Annotated in this window: 20 protein-coding genes and 1 pseudogene; 12 read left to right on the plus strand and 9 right to left on the minus strand. The window is 71.7% G+C overall.

The window, feature by feature from the left end; genetic code table 11:
- Positions 1–34 precede the first annotated feature (34 nt).
- The 8 genes from AC07FY_RS17260 to AC07FY_RS17295 all read left to right on the plus strand — a co-directional run bounded on the left by AC07FY_RS17260 (position 35) and on the right by AC07FY_RS17295 (position 8,917).
- A complete protein-coding gene (locus tag AC07FY_RS17260; RefSeq protein ID WP_479006830.1) occupies positions 35–2,626 on the plus strand; it encodes a bifunctional FO biosynthesis protein CofGH in 2,592 nt (863 codons plus the stop codon).
- Positions 2,627–3,033: 407 nt separating this feature from the next.
- Positions 3,034–4,110 (plus strand): ADP-ribosylglycohydrolase family protein, encoded by a 1,077-nt coding sequence (locus AC07FY_RS17265; protein WP_479007109.1) that lies wholly within the window; start codon positions 3,034–3,036, stop codon positions 4,108–4,110.
- 101 nt (positions 4,111–4,211) lie between these two features.
- Positions 4,212–5,072 (plus strand): TIGR03619 family F420-dependent LLM class oxidoreductase, encoded by an 861-nt coding sequence (locus AC07FY_RS17270; protein ID WP_479006833.1) that lies wholly within the window; start codon positions 4,212–4,214, stop codon positions 5,070–5,072.
- A 64-nt stretch (positions 5,073–5,136) separates the two neighbouring features.
- Positions 5,137–5,418 carry a type II toxin-antitoxin system Phd/YefM family antitoxin gene (locus tag AC07FY_RS17275; protein ID WP_479006836.1) on the plus strand — a complete coding sequence of 94 codons (282 nt, stop codon included), beginning with the start codon at positions 5,137–5,139 and terminating at the stop codon, positions 5,416–5,418.
- Positions 5,419–5,421: 3 nt separating this feature from the next.
- Positions 5,422–5,700: a type II toxin-antitoxin system RelE family toxin gene (locus AC07FY_RS17280; RefSeq protein ID WP_479006838.1), complete on the plus strand. Its 279-nt coding sequence runs from the start codon at positions 5,422–5,424 to the stop codon at positions 5,698–5,700.
- A 144-nt stretch (positions 5,701–5,844) separates the two neighbouring features.
- A complete protein-coding gene (locus tag AC07FY_RS17285; protein WP_479006841.1) occupies positions 5,845–6,279 on the plus strand; it encodes a hypothetical protein in 435 nt (144 codons plus the stop codon).
- A gap of 38 nt (positions 6,280–6,317) precedes the next feature.
- Positions 6,318–8,387 carry a hypothetical protein gene (locus tag AC07FY_RS17290; RefSeq protein ID WP_479006844.1) on the plus strand — a complete coding sequence of 690 codons (2,070 nt, stop codon included), beginning with the start codon at positions 6,318–6,320 and terminating at the stop codon, positions 8,385–8,387.
- Positions 8,384–8,917 (plus strand): hypothetical protein, encoded by a 534-nt coding sequence (locus AC07FY_RS17295; RefSeq protein WP_479006847.1) that lies wholly within the window; start codon positions 8,384–8,386, stop codon positions 8,915–8,917. The genes AC07FY_RS17290 and AC07FY_RS17295 overlap by 4 nt, the downstream gene beginning before the upstream one ends.
- On the opposite strand, the gene AC07FY_RS17300 is transcribed toward AC07FY_RS17295, so the two are convergent.
- Positions 8,904–9,347: an ATP-binding protein gene (locus AC07FY_RS17300; RefSeq protein WP_479006849.1), complete on the minus strand. Its 444-nt coding sequence runs from the start codon at positions 9,345–9,347 to the stop codon at positions 8,904–8,906. The two genes, AC07FY_RS17295 and AC07FY_RS17300, sit on opposite strands and share 14 nt — an antisense overlap.
- Positions 9,348–9,474: 127 nt before the next feature.
- Between AC07FY_RS17300 and AC07FY_RS17305 the strand changes: the two genes are divergently transcribed.
- Entirely contained in the window at positions 9,475–10,311 is an 837-nt protein-coding gene (locus AC07FY_RS17305; protein ID WP_479006850.1) for a helix-turn-helix domain-containing protein, read from the plus strand.
- A complete protein-coding gene (locus AC07FY_RS17310; RefSeq protein WP_479006852.1) occupies positions 10,308–10,556 on the plus strand; it encodes a DUF397 domain-containing protein in 249 nt (82 codons plus the stop codon). Before AC07FY_RS17305 ends, AC07FY_RS17310 begins: the two co-directional genes overlap by 4 nt.
- A 1-nt stretch (position 10,557) precedes the next feature.
- Here AC07FY_RS17310 and AC07FY_RS17315 read toward each other — a convergent pair whose 3' ends face one another.
- Entirely contained in the window at positions 10,558–11,160 is a 603-nt protein-coding gene (locus tag AC07FY_RS17315) for a flavodoxin family protein (RefSeq protein ID WP_479006855.1), read from the minus strand.
- 97 nt (positions 11,161–11,257) lie between these two features.
- Between AC07FY_RS17315 and AC07FY_RS17320 the strand changes: the two genes are divergently transcribed.
- Positions 11,258–11,659: a VOC family protein gene (locus tag AC07FY_RS17320; protein WP_479006857.1), complete on the plus strand. Its 402-nt coding sequence runs from the start codon at positions 11,258–11,260 to the stop codon at positions 11,657–11,659.
- Here the strand turns inward: AC07FY_RS17320 and AC07FY_RS17325 are convergent.
- The 4 genes and pseudogenes from AC07FY_RS17325 to AC07FY_RS17340 all read right to left on the minus strand — a co-directional run bounded on the left by AC07FY_RS17325 (position 11,623) and on the right by AC07FY_RS17340 (position 14,331).
- Entirely contained in the window at positions 11,623–11,919 is a 297-nt protein-coding gene (locus AC07FY_RS17325) for a bestrophin-like domain (RefSeq protein WP_479007112.1), read from the minus strand. The genes AC07FY_RS17320 and AC07FY_RS17325 overlap by 37 nt on opposite strands.
- Before the next feature lie 69 nt (positions 11,920–11,988).
- A pseudogene (locus AC07FY_RS17330) lies at positions 11,989–12,093 on the minus strand (bestrophin-like domain); the annotation flags it as partial.
- Positions 12,094–12,311: 218 nt separating this feature from the next.
- On the minus strand, positions 12,312–12,590 hold the full coding sequence (locus AC07FY_RS17335) for a hypothetical protein (RefSeq protein ID WP_479006859.1): 279 nt from the start codon (positions 12,588–12,590) through the stop codon (positions 12,312–12,314).
- 175 nt (positions 12,591–12,765) lie between these two features.
- A complete protein-coding gene (locus AC07FY_RS17340; protein WP_479006862.1) occupies positions 12,766–14,331 on the minus strand; it encodes an APC family permease in 1,566 nt (521 codons plus the stop codon).
- 318 nt (positions 14,332–14,649) lie between these two features.
- Here AC07FY_RS17340 and AC07FY_RS17345 point away from each other — a divergent pair, with 318 nt between their 5' ends.
- Entirely contained in the window at positions 14,650–15,765 is a 1,116-nt protein-coding gene (locus tag AC07FY_RS17345; protein WP_479006865.1) for a DNA alkylation repair protein, read from the plus strand.
- Here the strand turns inward: AC07FY_RS17345 and AC07FY_RS17350 are convergent.
- The 3 genes from AC07FY_RS17350 to AC07FY_RS17360 form a co-directional block, all read right to left on the minus strand.
- On the minus strand, positions 15,762–17,243 hold the full coding sequence (locus AC07FY_RS17350) for an aldehyde dehydrogenase family protein (RefSeq protein ID WP_479006867.1): 1,482 nt from the start codon (positions 17,241–17,243) through the stop codon (positions 15,762–15,764). The genes AC07FY_RS17345 and AC07FY_RS17350 overlap by 4 nt on opposite strands.
- Positions 17,240–18,979 (minus strand): N-acyl-D-amino-acid deacylase family protein, encoded by a 1,740-nt coding sequence (locus AC07FY_RS17355; protein ID WP_479006870.1) that lies wholly within the window; start codon positions 18,977–18,979, stop codon positions 17,240–17,242. Before AC07FY_RS17355 ends, AC07FY_RS17350 begins: the two co-directional genes overlap by 4 nt.
- 186 nt (positions 18,980–19,165) lie before the next feature.
- Positions 19,166–20,287 (minus strand): LLM class flavin-dependent oxidoreductase, encoded by a 1,122-nt coding sequence (locus AC07FY_RS17360; protein WP_479006872.1) that lies wholly within the window; start codon positions 20,285–20,287, stop codon positions 19,166–19,168.
- Positions 20,288–20,338 lie beyond the last annotated feature (51 nt).

The following is a 20,338-nucleotide window of genomic DNA, read 5'->3' on the forward strand; positions in this document are numbered from 1 at the left end:
CCCCGCCCCGACGACCGGATCGTATGCTCGGCCCATGACCACTCCGAGTGACGCTCCGACCGACAACGCGATGCGCCGCGCGCTCCGGCGGGCCCGCGACGGCGTCGCGCTCGACGCGACCGAGGCGGCCGTACTCCTCCAGGCGCGCGGGGAGGCCCTGGAGGACCTCACCGCCTCCGCCGCCCGCGTGCGGGACGCCGGGCTCGCCGCCGCCGGGCGGCCCGGTGTCATCACCTACTCGAAGAGCGTGTTCATCCCGCTGACCCGCCTGTGCCGCGACAAGTGCCACTACTGCACCTTCGCCACCGTGCCCGGCCGGCTCCGCCGCGCGGGCCACGGGATGTACATGTCCCCGGACGAGGTCCTCGACATCGCCCGGCGCGGGGCGGCGCTCGGCTGCAAGGAGGCCCTGATCACCCTCGGCGACAAGCCCGAGGACCGCTGGCCCGAGGCGCGCGCGTGGCTCGAGGCCGAGGGGTACGACGACACCATCTCCTACGTGCGGGCCATCTCCATCCGGATCCTGGAGGAGACCGGCCTGCTCCCCCACCTGAACCCGGGTGTGCTGTCCTGGGCCGACTTCCAGCGGCTCAAGCCCGTCGCCCCGTCCATGGGCATGATGCTGGAGACCACCGCCACCCGCCTGTGGTCCGAGCCGGGCGGGCCGCACCACGGCTCCCCCGACAAGGAGCCGGCGGTCCGGCTGCGCGTGCTGGAGGACGCCGGGCGGTCCTCGGTCCCCTTCACCAGCGGCCTGCTCATCGGCATCGGCGAGACGTTCGAGGAGCGAGCGGAGTCCCTCTTCGCTCTGCGCCGGGTCTCCCGCGCCTACCACGGCGTACAGGAACTGATCATCCAGAACTTCCGCGCCAAGCCGGACACGGCCATGCGCGGGATGCCGGACGCCGAGCTCGACGACCTCGTCGCGACGATCGCCGTGGCCCGGCACATCATGGGCCCGTCGGCCTGCCTTCAGGCGCCGCCGAACCTCGTCGACGGGGAGTACGCGCGCCTGATCGGCGCCGGCATCGACGACTGGGGCGGCGTCTCGCCGCTGACGCCCGACCACGTCAACCCCGAACGTCCGTGGCCGCAGATCGACCTGCTGGCCGGGCAGTCCGCGGCGGCCGGCTTCGAGCTGCGCGAACGCCTCTGCGTCTACCCGGAGTTCGTCCGGCGGGGCGAGCCCTGGCTGGACCCGCGGCTGCTGCCGCACGTGCGGGCCCTGGCCGATCCGCAGACCGGGCTGGCCGACGAGTCCGCCGAGGTGGTGGGCCGGCCCTGGCAGGAGCCGGACGAGAGCTTCGCCGCGTACGGCCGCACCGATCTGCACACCGCCGTCGACGGTGAGGGCCGCACCGGCGACCGCCGTACGGACTTCGACGACGTCTACGGCGACTGGGACGCGCTGCGCGAGGCGGCGGCGCCGGGGATGGTGCCCGAGCGCGTCGACACCGATGTACGGGCCGCGCTCGCGCAGGCCGCCGACGATCCGACCCGGCTCACCGACGCGCAGGCGCTCGCCCTGCTGCACGCCGACGGGCCGGCCCTGGACGCCCTCTGCCGGATCGCCGACGACCTGCGGGCCTCGGTGGTGGGTGACGAGGTCACCTACGTCGTCACGCGCAACATCAACTTCACAAACGTCTGCTACACCGGCTGCCGCTTCTGCGCCTTCGCGCAGCGCCGCACGGACGCCGACGCCTACACCCTCTCCCTGGAGCAGGTCGCCGACCGGGCCGCCCAGGCCTGGGACGTGGGCGCGGTGGAGGTGTGCATGCAGGGCGGCATCCACCCGGACCTGCCCGGGACGGCGTACTTCGACATCGCGCGGGCGGTGAAGCAGCGCGTCCCGGGCATGCACGTGCACGCCTTCTCGCCGATGGAGGTCGTCAACGGGGCCACGCGGACGGGCCTGTCCGTACGGGACTGGCTGACGGCCGCCAAGGAGGCCGGGCTGGACTCGATCCCCGGCACGGCGGCGGAGATCCTCGACGACGAGGTGCGGTGGGTCCTGACCAAGGGCAAGCTGCCGACGGCGGACTGGATCGAGGTCGTCACCACCGCGCACGAGCTCGGCATCCGGTCCTCCTCCACGATGATGTACGGGCACGTGGACCAGCCGCGGCACTGGCTGGGGCACCTGCGCACGCTGGCCCGGATCCAGCGGAGCGCGCTGGCCAAGGGGGTGGAGGGCTTCACGGAGTTCGTGACGCTGCCGTTCATCCACACCAACGCGCCCGTGTACCTGGCGGGCATCGCCCGGCCGGGCCCCACGGTCCGCGACAACCGGGCGGTGACGGCGATGGCGCGGCTGCTGCTCCACCCGTACATCCCCCACATCCAGACCAGCTGGGTGAAGCTGGGCGCGCAGGGCGCGGCCGAGATGCTGCGGTCGGGGGCGGACGACCTCGGCGGGACGCTGATGGAGGAGACGATCTCCCGGATGGCGGGGTCGAGTTACGGCTCGTACAAGTCGGTGCGGGACCTGGTCGCCGTCGCCGAGGCGGCGGGACGGCCCGCGAAGCCCCGTACGACGCTGTACGGGGAGGTCCCGGCGGAACGGCAGGAGGCGGCCCGAACCTCGGACGGGCACCTGCCGGAGCTGCTGCCGGTCCTGGACTAGACACCCGGTCTCCCCCGCACCGGGCCGGCGGCTGATGGCGGTCGGCCGGCGGCCGAAAGTGTTCGATTTCCGGCCGTTCTCCGCCTGCTACGGGCCGCGCGACGGGCCTCTTCCGGACTCGGCCGGGGCCGTCCACTACAGTGCCCGCCAGTGCTGCCGCGGCGGCGGCCGCAGGCACGGCCAGGGGGACGGTGAGGGCGATGGACGCGACAACGGGCGCGAGCACGGCGGCCATGCGGGGCACACCGGCCGCCCCACCCGCGGGCCCCCGCCCGGGCGGCCCGGCGTCGAACGGCCGGGGCATACCGACGGGCCCCGGCCACCATGCGTCCGACGGCCGGGGCCTCGCGCACGCCCCGGCGGAGGGGGCCGCTCCCGGAAGGCGGGCCGGGGCCCCCGTCATCGGGCTGTGGGGCCGGTTCGAGCAGCAGGACTTCCGCAGCCGGGTCCGCGGCACCCTCCTCGGCTCCGCCATCGGCGACGCCTTCGGGGCGGCCGTCGCCGGGCTCCCCCTCGACGCCATCCACGCGGCGCACGGCCCGCAGGGCCTGACCGCGCCCACCACCACCCCCGTCACCGCCGCCACCCAGCTCACCCTCTTCACCGCGGACGGCCTGATACGGGCCCACGTACGCCGGGACACCGGTGCCTGGCACCCGCCCACGGACGTCCACCGCGCCTACCGCCGCTGGGCCGCCACCCAGCACGACTGGGGCCCCGACGAGCGCCGCGCGGACAACGGCTGGCTCGCCGCACAGGAGTGGCTCTACGCCCGTCGCGGCCCCGACCGCGCCTGCCTGACCGGCTTCGCCGACGATGTCCTCGGCACCCTCGCGCAGCCCAAGAACCCCACCGCCCGCAACGCGGCGGCCACCACCCGCTCGGCCCCCTTCGGACTGCTCGTCGGCTGGGATCCGGCGCTGGTGCTCCAGCTCGCCGTGGAGTGCGCCGCGCAGAGCCACGGCCACCCCGCCGCGTACCTCTCCGCCGGCGCCTTCGCCCTCGTCGTCCACGGCCTGACCCGCGGCGAGTCCCTGGACTCCGCCGTCCAGCGCGCCCTGGGCCAGCTCGGCGCCCGGCCCGGGCACCAGCCCGTCACCGACGCGCTCCAGCGCGCCCTGGCGGCCGTCACCCAGGGCGCCCCGGGACCCGCCGCCGTCGAAACCCTCGCCGACGGCGACGCCGAGGCCGCGCTCGCCGCCGCCGTCTACTGCGCCCTGGTCGCCGAAGACGTCCCGCACGGCCTGCGCCTCGCCGTCAACCACGGCGGGGACTCGGCCGCCACCGGGGCCCTGTGCGGAGCCCTCCTCGGCGCCCTGCACGGCGAGACCGCCCTCCCGGGGGCCTGGCTCGCCGAGCTCGAAGGCCGCGCCACGCTGCTGGAGCTCGCCGACGACTTCGCCCTGGAGATGACCCAGGGCCCGGCCCTCCACGGCCCCGCGGCCTCCTCCCCGGGCTGGCTGGCCCGCTACCCCCGAGGCTGACCGGTCCGCACCGCCCCGCCGCACCGCCCTGACACCCCCTCAACAATCGGTCCGCCAGCCCGTACCGTTGCGGTTCCCACGTCTCGGAGGTGTCCCAAGCCATGCGCATCGCCACGACCGTCTTCCTCACCGACCGCACCGTCTCGCCGGTGCGCCTCGCGCGGAGCCTGGAGGAGCGGGGCTTCGCCGGCCTCTACCTCCCGGAGCACACCCACATCCCGGTGAGCCGCGACACCGCCGCCCCGATGGGCGGCGAGCTCCCCGAGATGTACGGGCGCACCCTCGACCCGTTCGTGGCCCTCGGCCAGGCCGCCGCCGTGACCGAGCGGCTGCACCTCGGCACCGGCATCACGCTCGTGGCGCAGCACGACCCGATCGACCTCGCCAAGCAGATCGCCACCCTCGACCACCTGTCCGGCGGCCGCTTCACCCTCGGCATCGGCTACGGCTGGAACGTGGAGGAGGCCGCCGACCACGGAGTCGCATGGGGGACGCGCCGCGAACTGGTCCGCGACCGGATGGCCCTGATGCGCGCGCTGTGGGCGCCGCAACCCACGGCCTACGTGGGCGAGTTCTCCTCCGTCCGGGCCAGCTCCGCGCACCCCAAGCCGGTCCAGGCCCCGCGCGAGCTCGGCCCCGGCGTCCCCCTGTACGGCCCCCGCACCCTGATCGGCGGCCAGGCCGGTCCGAAGCTGTTCACCGCCATCGCCGACCACGCGGACGGCTGGCTGCCGATCGGCGGTGGCGGCCTCACCGAGTCCCTGCCGGTGCTGCGCCGGTTCTGGGAGACGGCCGGCCGCGACCCGAAGGCCCTCCAGGTGGTCCCGTACGCCGTCCAGCCCACCCCCGGCAAGATGGGCCACTACGCCGACCTCGGCATCGAGGAGGTCGTCCTCCAACTCCCCTCGGCGGCAGAACCGGAGATCCTGCGCACCCTGGACGAGTTCGCCCGCTACCTCTGAGCCCGGCGCAGGCCGGCCTTGTGCCCGCCTCTACCATTTCATGTACATCTGGTACATTACAGCCATGAGCGAGCCTGTGATCGAGTCGATGGCAGAGGTCCGGAGCCATCTCGCGGACGCAATAGACCGCGCCCGTCGCGAAGGGGTGCCCACGATCATCACGCGCCGCGGCAAGCACGAGGCCGTCGTGATCGACATCGATGAGTACCAGCGGCTGCGCCGCCTCGCCGACGAAGCCGAAGAGGCCTGGCTGAACACCCTGGCCGACGACTCCGAGAGCGAGGGCCTGGAGGGATCCGTTTCCCTCGAGGAGATGGCCGCGCTCCTCCGGGAACAGCAGGCCTGACGGATGGGCTACGTCACCCGGTTCACCCCGCACGCGCAACGCGACATGCTCAAGGTCCCCCGCCCTGATGCCGTGCGAATCCTGCACCGGCTCACCGAGCTCCAAAAGGCCCTCACGGCGGGGGACACGACAGCGTTCGACATCAAGGCCTTCCAGGGGCATGCGTCGCGCTGGCGCCTCCGCATCGGCGACTACCGAGTGGTCTACACCGTGGAGGACAACCGGCTCATCATCTGGGTACTGGCAGCGGCCCACCGCCGCGAGGTGTACCGGGCCCGCTGAGGCCCGGTACCGGCGAAGCGTCGGCCGACACACCACCGCCGGGGCCGTGCCGGCCATCCGTCAGCGCGTTCGGGCGGCGGCCCGGCCTGTAGCGTCGAAGAGATGCTCTGGTGACGGACGGTAGGCGGCGGGGGAGGCACCACCATGGGGTTCGAGCAGGACTGGGGTCAGGCGCGGTCGGCCGCGGCGGACCAGGCGGCCATGCGGCTGAACTCGGGGCCCACGCCCGGCCCGCTCCTCCCCGGCACCGGGGACTTCGGCTCCTCACCCGCGGAGAAGAAGGCCGCGGCGAACACCATCGAGAACGACCTGGAGCCGAGCACCAAGAAGGCCGCGGACCATGCGGACGAGGCTTCGAACGGCGCGGTGAAGGCCCTCGACGGCTGGAGCACGGCAGCCGGGCTGAAGAAGGTGCAGGAGACCTGGGACCGGCAGGTGACCGGATTGATGGGTCGGCTGGCCTCGGAGAAGACCGCGCTGCGTGGGACCTCGAACCTGTTCCTGCGCAACGACATCACGACGGGCGACGGCTTCGGCATCCTGAAGCCCTCCCCCGATTCGAAACTGAACGGGCTGTAGGGCGGCGGACGAGCACCATGCTGACGTACCACGAGGTCATGACGACCGACTTCGGACAGCTGACCACCGCGGCCGCCAAGTGGGACGAGATGGCCGGGGAGTTCAAGAAGGTCGAGGACCGCTACCGGGACAGCGTCCAGAAGATCACCCTGGGCGGTCAGCCCTGGACGGGAGTGAGCCTGGGCGCGGCCCGGACCAACTTCGACGGCACCCGCTACGAGTACTCCGCCGCACAGATCCAGGCGAAGGCGATCGCCGGCCTGCTGCGTGATGCCCACGAGCAGTTCACCGACCTGAAGAAGAAGGTCGAATCGGCCCGCGACGACGCGGTGAAGGCCGGCATGAAGGTCTCCGACCAGGGCCGCTGCACCTTCGACTTCTCCAGGGCGGACGCGGGCACGGCCAACGCCGCCCGGCACGACCCGGACCTGAAGAACGTCGAGAACTCCTGGTCGCAGCACATCGAAAGCGCGGTCAAGGCCCTCGACGACGCCGACCAGGGTGTGAAGATCGCACTGGAGGCGGCCTGCGCGGACGGCTACGGCGAGAAGAACGACACCACCTTCGGCACCGGGTTCAACGGCACGGCGCAGGGCGACGTCGAGGTGTACGAGGCGCGGAACGCGGAGGGCATCGCGACCCGCCTGGCGGGGGGTGAGAAGATCCCGGCGGCCGAGATGGCGGAGCTGCAGCGGTCCTTCCGCGACAACTCCGGCAAGCCCGAGTTCAGCCAGGTGTTCATCAACGGGCTGGGCGCGAAGGGCACGATCGAGCTGACGAACCGGCTGGGCGACCAGATCCACGTCAAGGACCCGTCGAACAAAGCCGACTACACGGCCCTGCAGAAGGGCCTGGGGGCCACGCTCGCCTCGGCGACGCAGGACCCGAAGTCGGAGGTCTACAAGAAGTTCCGGGCCGACATGCAGAAGGAGGGCCTCGAGCGCCGCAACACCTCCTTCACGGATCTGCGGCTGGAGAAGGCGTACGGCTACCAGTCGCTGGTCACGCTGATGAGCCAAGGCGGCGGGGACTACTCGAAGCAGTTCCTGCACGACATGGGCGACGACATCATGAAGGCGGAGAAGGGCCGGGACGACATCTGGGTCATGAAGGGCGGCGAGTACAGCGGGGAGCGGACCGGCTGGTTCGCCAACGACCCGATGGACGGCCTGCTCGGCGTGATGAGCCACGACCCGGCGGCCGCGGCGTCCTACCTCAAGGACGAGGACCGGATGAAGCACCTCATGGAGCGCAACTGGGAGGTGGTGCTGGAGGCGCACGAGCACGGCAACTCCACCCACTACTCCGCCGGCCTCGACAAGGACGACCGGGCGGGCTTCGCCGCCGCGCTGCAGGCCGGCGCCACGGGCATCGACCCGTCGGCGGAGAACCCGAAGTTCGTCGAGCACACCGCCGACAACAAGGCCGTCTTCAAGAACTCCATCGACCAGTTCGCGAAGGCCGGCGACGACCTTCCCGAATCGCTGCGCGAGCCGATGGCGAACGTCCTGGTCAACCACGCCGACACGGTGCACGAGGTCACCAGCAGCGTGGACATGCGCTCGCTGCCCGTGCCGCAGAACGACATGTACGAGGTCATCAAACAGGTCTCCAAGGACCAGGAGGCCTACGGAAACCTCAACTACGGCATCAACCAGGCCATGGTCGCCGAGATCCACGAGGCGGGCCAGAAGCACCCGGAGGAGTCGCTGCTGCGGGCCGGGCGCACGGTGGGCTTCCTGGAGGAGGCCCGCACCGCGGCGGTCGGCCCGGCCGAGACGGCCGCCTGGGACGAGAAGTGGATGTTCGACACGGCGATCGGCTACCTGCCCGCCTATGACGCGGAGGTCCAGGCCGGCTTCGACTACGTGGTCGACAAGTGGCTGGCGGACGAGCAGAAGCACATCGATCAGGAGTACGCGGACAAGGACTATGAGGCGTTCCAAAAGCGGAACGGCCAGCTGATGGCGCTCACTGACGAGTGGATGAAGCAGCACGACAAGGACACCGCCCCGCTCGTGCACCAGTCCAAGATGGACGAGGCCGCGGGCGCCGGTGCGGACCGCGCCAAGGGTGTCGCAGCGCCGGAAAGCGGAGCGGCCGGATGAAGCGGTCCCTCACCGCGGTAGCCGTGGTCGCCGTCCTCGCGCTGCCCCTGGCCGCGTGCACCGCCTCCGACGAGGCCCCGCCGTACACGATCTGCGGCACGCCCATCTCCCCGGACTTGTCCGGTCCCCTGCTGGAGCCGCACGGGAGCTTCAGGGAGACCAGCAAGGTGGACCGGAACGAACCGCAAGTGTCAGCGCCCTGCGTGATCGTCGTGGACGATGAACGTGCTCTCAGTTTCCGATTCAGCTGGCACAAGGGCGCCCCGGGAGACCTGCTGGCCCTCTCCCGCGAGAACCAGGTCTACGGCCTGGTGAAGCCTGCCGTGGCCGATCTCGGCTTCGAGCAGGCCGTGCTCGGCAACGACGGTGCCACGGCCACGGCTCCGTGCAAGACGGCGGGCGGCGACCACTTCACCCTCACCGTGCAGGCGAAGCGGGCCTACAAGAAGAATCCGGACCTGCGGCCCCACGTCGAGGCGTTCATGCGCACCTACATGGCGGAGACTCTGAAGACCCTCAACTGCGGCTGACGGCACCGCCCACGGCACACTCCGCCCACACCGTCTTGCCGATCACCCGGTCCAGGACGCCCCAGTCGGTGGCGAGGGCGTCGACGATGCGCAGGCCGTAGCCGCCTTCCGCCTGGTAGGTGTGCGGCTGGACGGCGGGGCGGCGGTCGCGGCGCGGGTCGGAAACCTCCAGGCGCAGGACAGCCCCCAGCAGGATCATGCGGAGCTCGAAGTCCCGTCCGAGGACGCGCCCGTGGGTGACGGCGTTGGAGGCGAGCTCGGCCAGGATGAGCCCGGCGTCGGCGGAGAGGGCGGTGGATTCGGGAACGCCCCACGCGTCCAGCTCCAGGAGCGCGAGCCGGCGGGCGAGGCGGGCCCCGCGCGGGGTGCAGCTGAAACGCTGAGTGAACGTGCGTACGAGGGCCTGGGGGTGGCCGGAAGGTGCGGTCATGGACCGACCGTCCCGCGTAGCCAGGGAAGTTCCCAGCAGGCCGACTACTACTTTTCAACTGTAGTAGTCCACTCTCTGGACAGTGGCAGTCACTGTGCGTGAGCCTGGTCCCGGGGAGGTGACCGCTGTGACGAGTGTCGACGAGAGCGGCGACGCCGAGGTCGAGCCGGACGACGACCTGCGGAACTTCGGCGAGACGATCAAGGCGTTCCGGAAACGGGCCGGCCTGACGCAGGAGCAGCTCCGGCCGCTGCTCGGGTACTCGGTGCAGTACCTGGCGTCGGTCGAGCAGGGCCGCCGCCACCCGTCCACGAAGTTCGTGGACAAGGCGGAGGAGGTGCTGGACGGCTTCGGCGTCATCCGCATCGCGGCGAAGAAGCTGTCGCGGCGGCGGGGGCTGGCGAGGTGGTTCCGGCGGTGGGCGGAGCTGGAGGAGGACGCGATCGCCCTCAACACGTACGAGTGCCGCTCGATACCGGGGCTGTTGCAGACGGAGGCGTACGCGCGGGCCCAGATCCGGGACGTGCCGCCGGTGGCGACGCCGGAGGAGGGGGAGGCCCGCATCACGTTCCGGATGGCCCGGCAGGCGCTGCTCCTGAGGACGCCTTACGTCGCGTTCAGCTTCATCATCGAGCAGGCGGTGATCGAACGGCAGACGGGCGGTCCGGAAGTGACGCGCGAGCTGATCGACCACCTGCTGGAGGCGGGAGAGCTGCCCAATGTGGACCTCCAGGTCATGCCGACGATCAGCCCGGAGCACGCGGGCACCGATGGCCCCTTCCGGCTCCTCGAAACCCTGGAACATGAGTGGGTGGGCTACACCGAGGGGCAGCAGTCAGGCCAGGTCTTCTCCGACCCCAAAGACATGAGCCTCCTCCACCAGCGGTATGCCAAACTTCGCATCCAGGCCCTCAATCCCGCCGACAGCGCGGGCCTGTTGATGCGATTGCGAGGATCCCTGTGAACAGCTCCCGGCTTGGGTGGTTCAAGAGCAGCTACAGCGGCAGCGAGGGCGACAACTGCGTCGAGGTCGCCCTCTCCTGGCACAAGTCCACGTACAGCGGCAGCCAGGGCGACGACTGCGTCGAGGTCGCCGCCTGTGCGGACGCCGTCCACATCCGGGACTCCAAGGTGGCGGCCGGTCCCGAGCTGGCCGTCGCCCCCGCCGCCTGGGGCGCCTTCCTCGGCGGGGTCACGGCCGGCCGTTGAGCTACGCCTCGTAGGGGAACCGGGCGGGCGGGGTCTCGCCCTGGAAGAAGGTTTTGGCGCGGGCCATCGCGCGCTCGTCGTTCCGGACCTGGCCGGGGCGCGAGCCGTTGCCGAGGAGTACCCCGCCGAAGCGCATCCGCAGGTACGCGGCCGTGTGGTTGAGGGTGGTCACCAGCCCGTCGGCGACCGCCTCCTCCTCGTGGGCCAGGGCGGTGACCCCCCACAGCGTCCGGCCCGCCATCCGCTCCTTGAAGTCGAGGCCGGGCACCCCGAGCCAGCCCGACCAGTAGTCGAGGTAGCGCTTGGTGTGCGCGGAGAGGGAGTACCAGTACAGGGGTGAGGCGATGACGATGTCGGTCGCCTCCAGCGTGACCCGCCGCAGTTCCTCCTCGGCCTCCCCGACCGGCCAGCTCCCGCTCTCGTGGCGGCCGTCCTGGAAGTCGGGCAGCGGCAGCTTCGCCAGGTCCACCCAGCGCTGCGGGGTCCCGGCGGGCAACTGCTCGGCGGCGGCGCGGGCCAGGATCTCGGTGTTGCCGTCGGGCCGGGAGCTGCCGAGGACGAAGAGGAACGAGCGGTCCGTTACAGCGGCTGGTTCGGTCGTCATGGTCTGCTCCGGTCTCGGTCGGCGGTTACCTCGCGTGCAACTCCCTTATCCCGGGCCCTATTCCGGACCGTCCGCGCTCCGTCCTAGGCTGCCCGGCATGATCGATTCACGTACCCACATCCGCGTCGCCCGGCCCTCCCTGGACCTGGCGGCCGCCGAGCGGTTCTACGTCGAGGGGCTCGGGCTCGACGTCCAATGGCGCAGCATCGGGGAGGGCGTGCCCGGCGAGCACGATCTGCTGATGGTCGGGCCCGCCGGGGGCGGCTGGCACTTCGAGCTGACGCATGACGCCGCGAACCCGGTCGCGCCCTCCCCCACCGTCGACGACCTCTTCGTCGTCTACCTGGGCGAGGCACCCGACGAGGGCCTCGTCGAGCGGCTCGTCGCGCACGGCGGGACCCGGGTTCCGGCCCGCAATCCGTATTGGGACGAGTGGGGCGTCACCGTCGCCGACCCCGACGGCTACCGCCTCGTGCTCTGCTCCCGCACCTGGGGCTGATCCCCTTCCCCGGCCGGCCAGAACCGGGCCAGGGCCGCCTCCTTGTAGGGCGCCGGGCTCACGCTCAGGTCTCCCGCCAAGGGGCGGTCCAGCGCCACCACCAGCAGCAGGCTGAAGCCGATCAGTCCGGCCACCGCGGAGACGAACAGCAGCTGCATCTTCAGGCTGCGCAGACCGAACAGGAACGTGAGCGGGACGATCACGAAGGCGCCGCCGTACACCAGCACTTGCAGCAGGACCGGCAGTGAGGTCTCGGCCATCGAGACGCGGGCCGGCGGGAAGGCGTCGGCGCTGCGCACGACCAGGGCCAGGTCGGTGGCCTCGGTGGCGACGATGTTCCGGGTGTTCTCGAGCTGCGTCCAGGGGGTGACGACGACGAAGGCCAGGATGATGCCGTAGATCGCGCCGAACATGCCGAGCGCGACCTTCGACCATCTCGTTGTGCTCGCCCTTCGCGAGGTGCGGGAAGCGCCGGCGGGCGGCCAGGCTGCCGGCCACGGCGAAGCCGGTGAGGCCGCCGACGAGGAGGACGGCGATGACGAGAGTGCCGAGGTGGTTGAGCAGCCAGAGGATCATGTGCTGGTCAACGAGCGTCGCCCCGGAAGGCCGCGCCCCCCGGGGTCCCGGGAGGCGTCGTTCCCGTCGGCCGGGGTCAGCGGACCTTCGGGGCGTCGGGCAGGCCGCCGGTCAGGGCGGTGCCCGTGCCCGAGAGGGAGGCGTCGGTGGCCTTGGTCGCGGAGCCGGCCGCCGCGGCGGTCACGCCGAGCGCGGTCTTGGTGTCCTGGACGGTCTGCCCGGGGTGGTCGACGATCTCGATGATCCGCCCCGCGACCGGCGGAGCCTCGGCCGGCGCGTCGGCGTGGGCGGCGACGGGGGTGAGTGCGAGGGCGGCGCCGCCGGAGAGGGCCAGGGCGGAGAGGGTGCGCTTCATGGCATTCATGCCGGGCCCAACGACCCCGCCACCGCCCGGGTCACCGCCCGCCGCCCCCGTTCCGCGCATCGGATGACGTCGGCGCCGCCCGTGCCGCGACACACCGCGGCCCCGGATCGGGGGATCGATCCGGGGCCGCGGTGCTGACTCGGCGGGTGGTGCGGGAGGGGGTGGGTCAGTCCTGGACCACCAGGGAGGGGGTGGAGGTGGTCAGGACCTCGCCGCGGAAGAAGGCCGGGCTGCGGCGCTCGGTGATGAACATGATCACCAGGCCGAGGGCCAGCAGGCCGACGCCGATGACGAAGACGTTGCCGACGCCCACACCGGGGAGGGTGGAACCGGAGCCGTAGGCCGGGTCCCAGGCGTCGTACAGGGTCTTGAAGAACACCGCGGCCAGCAGCAGGCCGCCCAGGGCCGGGAAGACGCCCTTGAAGAACAGCTCGCGCGCGGAGCGGCGCAGGTCGCCGCGGAAGTACCAGACGCAGGCGAAGGCCGTCAGCGAGTAGTAGAAGCAGATCATCAGGCCGAGCGCGAAGATGGTGTCGGTGAGGACGTTCTCGCTGACCAGGGTCATCACGGTGTAGAAGGCGCCGGTGGCGACTCCGGCCACGACCGTGGCACGGCCCGGGGTCTTGAAGCGCTCGTGGACCTTGGCGTAGGAGGGCGGCAGCGCCTCGTAGGTCGACATGGCGAGGACGGTGCGGGCGACCGGGATGAACGTGGTCTGCAGCGAGGCGGCGGCCGAGGCCAGGACCGCGACGAAGAGCAGGATGCCGAGCGCCGGGCCCATCACGGGGCCGGCGAGGGCGGCGAAGACGTTGCCGGAGGTCTCCTCGTTGCCGAGGCCGAGGCCCTCGCCGCCGGAGCCGACGGCCATCTGGGCGGCGACGCCGGTGGCCAGGTAGGAGCCGACCAGCACGACCATGGCGATGAGGGAGGCGCGGCCCGGGGTCTTCGTGGAGCCGGTGGTCTCCTCGTTGGTGGCCAGGCAGGCGTCCCAGCCCCAGTACATGAAGATCGAGAGCGAGAGTCCGGCGGTGAAGGCCGCCATGGAGCCGACCTCGAAGGGGTTCAGCCAGGACCAGGAGAAGGCCAGTCCGGTGTCGAAGGTGCCGGCGGAAGCCTTCTGGAAGGCCATCGCGACGAACACGGCGAGGACGACGAGCTGGAGGCCGACCAGGGCGTACTGGACGCCCTTGGTGGCCGTCATGCCGCGGTAGCTGATGGCGGTCGCGATGGCGATCAGGGTCAGGCAGGTGGCGATGTGGACGAGCTTGTTCTCGTCCAGGGCGGCGATCGACGGATTGCCCGTGATCTCGCCGGCCAGCAGCCAGAAGTAGGAGGTGGCGACGCCCGCGAGGTTGGAGAGCACGATGATCGTGGCGATCACCAGGCCCCAGCCGCACATCCAGCCGATCCGCGGGCCGAAGGCCTTGACGGTCCAGGTGAAGGAGGTGCCGCAGTCCGGCATGGCCTTGTTGAGCTCGCGGTAGGCGAAGGCCACCAGGAGCATCGGGAGGAATCCGGCGATGAAGATCGCCGGCATCTGCACGCCGACCTCACCGGCCGTGGAGCCGAGGGTCGAGGTGAGGCAGTAGACGGGGGCGACGGTGGAGATGCCGATGACGGCGCTTCCCACCAGGCCGACGGACCCCTTGCCGAGGCCCTTACCGCGCACATCGCCCTCGGCGACGCCGTTTACCGTGTCTCCGGCCTGAGGCCGAACGTCCAGCTGAGTCATGGGTCAGGACGTTAGATGCTGCGCATTCCACATCCGGAGGACGGAAGTCCGGTGTGAAAGCCCGCCGAAATCCTTTGAATCCAGAGACGTGCCCCGTTCACGAGAACGCAATGCAAGGTTCACATCGAAATTCATCCATGGTTCAACAGGCTCTCGCCGGACTGTTTCGCCATACGGAAACCGCAGCCATGTCCGTTTTGGGCGTTTCTAAAGTTTCCCACGTGACTTTCTGGTGACCACCGGTAACCCGGCAGGAGGGCCGTACCGGCCGGGGTGACGTGCGGGCGCCGGCCGCTCCGGGTGCGCGAGACTGGCCCCATGCCCACAGCCGACGAGCTCCTCAGCGCGGACACCGTCACCGACCTCGCCCGGCGCCTGGCCCGCGCGGCGGGCCGCCGGACCTCGCCCGCCGTGCACGCCCGCGCCCTGGCCCTCGACGGCCTGACGTACAGCGCCCGGGTCGCAGCCGTGCGCGACGCCGTCCTCGCCGACCTCCCCGGCGACTGGCCCGCCTTCGAGGCCGTCGTCCGCACCGCCCTCGCCGATCCCGGCTTCACGGGCTGGATGACCTTCCCCGTCAACGAGGCGGTGGCCGTGCGCGGATTGGAGGCGTTCGAGCCCGGTCTCGCGCTGCTGCGCGACCTCACCGCGCGGCTCACCGCCGAATCCGCCGTACGTCCCTTCCTGCGCGCCGACCCGGCCCGCGCGCTCGCCGTCGTACGGGACTGGACCGCCGACCCCGACCCGCACGTACGCCGCCTCGCCAGCGAGGGGACCCGGCCGCGGCTGCCGTGGGCGCCGCAGCTGCCCGCGTTCGTCGCCGACCCGCGTCCGGCGCTGCCGCTGCTCGACGCCCTGTACCGCGACGATTCCCCTTACGTGCGCCGGTCCGTCGCCAACCACCTCAACGACATCAGCCGGGACCACCCCGGGCTCGCGGTGGAGGCCGCCGCCCGCTGGCTGGGCGGGGGCGCGGCCGCCCCGACGACGGATCGCGTCGTACGGCACGGCCTGCGCACCCTGATCAAGGCCGGGCGGCCCGAGGCACTGACCCTGCTCGGGCACTCCCCCGACGCCCCGGTCACGGTGACCGGGCCGGTGGTCAGGACGCCGGGGGTGGCGGTGGGCGAGTACCTCGTCTTCGACTACGCCGTCACCCACACCGGCCCCGGCCCGGGCCCCGTCGAGCTGGTGGTGGACTACGTCGTCCACCACACGAAGGCGAACGGCGGCCGCACGCCGAAGGTCTTCAAGCTCACCACCCGCACCCTCGCCCCCGGCGAAACCCTCACCGGCACCCGGCGGCACTCCTTCAAGCCGCTCACCACCCGCCGCTACCACTCCGGCGAGCACCTGGTGCAGCTGCAGGTCAACGGCCGGGTGCGCGGTGAGGCCGTCTTCTCACTGGACGCCGGGGGCACCAAGCCCTACTAGGTGGTCCAGACGATCGACTGGATCTCGCTGTAGGCGTGCAGGGCGTAGGAGCCGACGTCGCGCCCCACACCGGAGCGTTTGAAGCCCCCGAACGGCGCCTCCATGTTCCGGCCGACGGTGTTCACGCCCACCCCGCCCGAGCGCAGCCGCCGGGCCACGCGGAAGGCCCGTGCCGCGTTCTGCGACCAGACGTAGCTGATCAGGCCGAAGTCGGAGTCGTTGGCCATGGCCACCGCCTCCTCCTCCGTGTCGAAGGGGACCACCACGACCACGGGGCCGAAGATCTCCTCGCGGACCACCCGCATCCGAGGGGTGCAGTCCACCAGCAGGGTCGGGGCCACGTAGAAGCCCTTGCCGTCCGCGCGGACCGCCGGCCGGTCACCGCCCACCGCGATCCGGGCGCCCTCCTTGCGGCCCAGCTCGACGTAGGACTCCACCCGGTCGCGGTGGGCCGCCGAGATGACCGGCCCGACCACCGTGCCCCGCGCCGCCGGTTCGCCGACCTTCATGAAGGCCAGGTAGCCCGTGAGCTTCTCCACCAGCGCGTCGTGGACGGACCGGTGCACGAGCACCCTGGTCGGGGCGGTGCAGATCTGGCCGGAGTAGAAGGAGAACGTGGTGCCGATGCCCAGCGTCGCGGCGTCCAGGTCGGCGTCCTCGAAGACGACGGCCGCCCCCTTCCCGCCCAGCTCCATCAGCTGCCGCTTCATGGACCGCCCGCACACCTCGGCGATGCGCTGCCCGACCGCCGTGGAACCGGTGAAGGACACCATGTCCACGTCCGGACTCTCCACGGCGGCCTCGCCCACCGCCACGGACCTGCCGCCCACGACGTTGACCACACCGGCCGGCACGCCGGCCTCCGCGAGCGCCTGCGCCATCTTGAACACCGACAGCGGGTCCTGCGGGGCGGGTTTGACCACCACCGTGTTGCCCATGGCCAGCGCCGGGGCGACCTTGCCCGCCGGGTTGGCCCACGGGTTGTTGTACGAGGTGACGCAGGCGACCACGCCGACCGGCTGGCGCACCTCCAGCGCGCCGAGGACGCCCCCCTTCCCCATCGGCCCGGCCTCCGTCACCTGCGGGGGAAGGCCCCTCTCCACGGGCTCCAGGGCTCCCCGGGCGTACCGCCGGAACCGGGCCACGCCCACCCCGACCTGCATGCCCCGGGCGACGGCCGTCGGCGCGCCGCTCTCCGCCCGGGCGAGCGCGGCCCACGGCTCGTACTCGCGCTGGATGATGTCGGCGGCCCGGTCCAGGATCGCGGCCCGCTCCTCCGGCCGCGTACGGGACCACGCGCCGAACGCCTCGGCCGCGGCCCGCGCCGCCTGCGCGACCTGCGCCGGTGACGCCTCGGGCGCGAGCCCGACGACCGACTCGTCCGCCGGGTCGACCACCTCGTAGTGCCCGCCCGCCGGCTCCACCCACTCGCCGCCGATGAAAAGCTTGCCGTCCGCCTGCCCGCCCGCTCCGCTCACCGCGTGCTCACCGTCCTCGTGTCCCTGCCCGACCGCAGCACGGTGCCCGGGATCGCGCCCGTCACCTCGTCGTCGCGGACGGTCTCCACGCCGTTGACCCGTACCGAGACGATGCCGACGGCCCGCGCGTCCAGCCGCGGGCTGTCCCCGGGCAGGTCGTGCACCAGGGTGGCCGGGCGGGCGTCGATGCGCTCCGGGTCGAAGAGCACCAGGTCCGCGTGGTAGCCCTCGGCGATCCGGCCGCGTTCGCGCAGGCCGAACAGCCGGGCGGGGTCGTCGGTGAGCATCCGCACCGCCTGCTCCAGCGGGACCAGCCTGCGGCCGCGCAGGCAGTCGCCGAGGAAGCGGGTGGTGTACGGCGCCCCGCACATCCGGTCGAGGTGCGCGCCGGCGTCGGAACCGCCCAGCATGACGTCCTCGTGCTGCCAGGTCTCGGCGCGCAGGGCCCAGCTCGCCGGGTCGTTGTCGGTGGGCATCGGCCAGAGCACGGTACGCAGCTCGTCGTGGGCGCAGATCTCCACCAGGCACTGGAAGGCGTCCTGGCCTCGCTCGGCCGCGATGTCGTTCACGACCCGGCCGGAGAGGCCCTCGTTCTCCTTGCTGTAGGTGTCGCCGATGACGTAGCGGCCGAAGTTCGCGAGGCGGCGGAAGACGCCGGCCTCCTTGGAGTCGGCCCGCTCCAGCATCCGGGCGCGTACGGCCGGGTCACGCAGCTGCGCGATCCGCTCGGGGACGGGCAGGCCGAGGACCTCGCCCCAGCCGGGGATGAGGTTGAGCGCGCAGAAGGTGCCCAGCGACATGTTCATGGGGGTGAGGATCGGCATGGTCAGGGCGACGATCCGGCCGCCGGCCACGCGGGCGCGCTCGCTCGGGACGAGCTGGCGCGGGACCCGCTCCGGGACGGAGGCGTCGATGGTGAGGACGTTCCAGTTCAGGGGCCGGCCGGCGGCGGCGCTCATCTCGACGAACAGGTCGATCTCCGCGTCGGAGAACTGGTCGAGGCAGCCCGCGACGATGGCTTCGAGCTGCGTTCCCTCGTGCTCGGCGACCGCTCTGGAGAGGGCGAGGAGCTCGGCGGGCTTTGCGTGGCGGGAGGCGACGGGGGCGCCGTCGCCGTCGGAGTGGGTGGAGGACTGGGTGGTGGACAGGCCCCAGGCGCCGGCGTCCATGGCGTCGTGGAAGAGGTCGAGCATCTGCTGCATCTGCTCGGGCGTGGGCTGCCCGCCGACCGCGTCCTCGCCCATCACGTGCCGGCGCAGGGCGCAGTGGCCGACCATGAACCCGGCGTTGACGGCGATCCGGCCCTCGAGGGCGTCGAGGTACTCGCCGAAGCCGGACCAGGTCCAGTCGACGCCCTCCTCCAGGGCCCTGAGGGACATGCCCTCGACCTTGCTCATCATGCGGCGGGTGTAGTCGGCGTCCTCGGGGCGGTCCGGGTGCAGCGGGGCCAGGGTGAAGCCGCAGTTGCCGCCGGCGACGGTGGTGACGCCGTGGTTCATGGAGGGGGTGGCGTACGGGTCCCAGAAGAGCTGGGCGTCGTAGTGCGTGTGGGGGTCGACGAAGCCGGGGGTGAGGACCAGCCCGGTGGCGTCCTCGGTGGTACGGGCCGCCTCCGTGACCGTGCCGGGGTCGCCGAGGGCGACGATCCGGCCGTCGCGCAGGCCGACGTCCGCCGGGCGGGCGGGGGCGCCGGTGCCGTCGACGACGGTGGCGCCCTTGATCAGGTGGTCGAGCATGACGTCCCTTCTGCCGGTGCCGGAAGATCCAGCCCCTCCGGCGTTTGAGGAGCGGGGGTACGGGGGCGGAGCCCCCGCAACGGCGCCGCACCCGCGGGCGGACGATGGGCCCCGGCCGGTGGCCGCCCGGCCGGGGCCGGTGGGGGACGGCGGTCCGGGAAGACGCCGCCCCGACCCCCCGCCGGGTCAGACGGCCTGGCGGAAGCGGGTGGTGCGGTGGACCGGGTCGGTGTCGATCTCCGGGATGACGTGCTCGCCGATGAGCTTGATCGTGGTCATGGTGTCCTCGTACGACACCCCGGTCGGCAGCCCGAAGGACAGCTGGTCCGCGCCCGCCTGCTCCCAGCGCTTGCACTGCGCGCGGACCTCCGAGGGGTCGCCGCAGATCATCAGCTCCTCGGCGATCAGCAGCTCGATGATCTCCGCGTTGTACTCGGGCAGCAGCTCGGGCCACTGCGGGATCGCCTCCGGCCGGGGGAAGGTGTCGTGGTAGCGGAAGACCAGCGACTGGAAGCGGTTCATGTGCGCGTTGACCGCTATCTCGACGGCCTTGTCGTGGGTCTCGGCGCAGATCGCCGTCGAGGTGACCATGACGTTGTCGTTGACGAAGGCGCCGATCGCCTTGGCCTCCTGGATGGCCGTCTTGTACTGCTCGAGGACCCATTCCATGTCGGAGACCTTCTGCACGCTGAAGCCGAGGACGCCCAGGCCCTTCTTCGCCGCCATCGCGTACGAGGAGGGCGAGCCGGCGGCGTACCACATGGCGGGGTGCGCCTTGCCGTACGGCTTGGGGAAGATCTTGCGCGGCGGCAGCGACCAGTGCTTGCCCTGGAAGCCCTCGTACTCCTCCTGGAGGAACATCTTGGGGAACTCCGCGATGGTCTCCTCCCAGATCTCCTTCGTGCCGTTCATGTCCTCGATGCCGGGCAGGAAGCCGAGGATCTCGTGGCTGCCCGCGCCGCGGCCGGTGCCGAACTCGAAGCGGCCCTTGGAGAGGTGGTCGAGCATGGCGACCTTCTCCGCCACCTTGACCGGGTGGTTCACCGGGGCGAGCGGGTTGAAGATGCCGGAGCCGAGGTGGATCCGCTCGGTCGCGTGCGCGAGGTAGCCGAGGAAGACCTCGTTCGCCGAGAGGTGGGAGTACTCCTCCAGGAAGTGGTGCTCGGAGGCCCAGGCGTACTTGAAGCCCGACTTGTCGGCCTGGATGACGTACTCGGTCTCCTCGATCAGCGCCTTGTGCTCCGCCTCGGGGTCGACCTTGGACCGTGACTCGGCCACGTATCCCTGCACGAAGAGCCCGAATTCCAAGGGAGTTCACCGTCCTTTAATTTCTGACGCTGCGTCAGATTCGATGCCCCG

The sequence above is a fragment of the Streptomyces sp. NPDC045967 genome, from assembly GCF_056430495.1.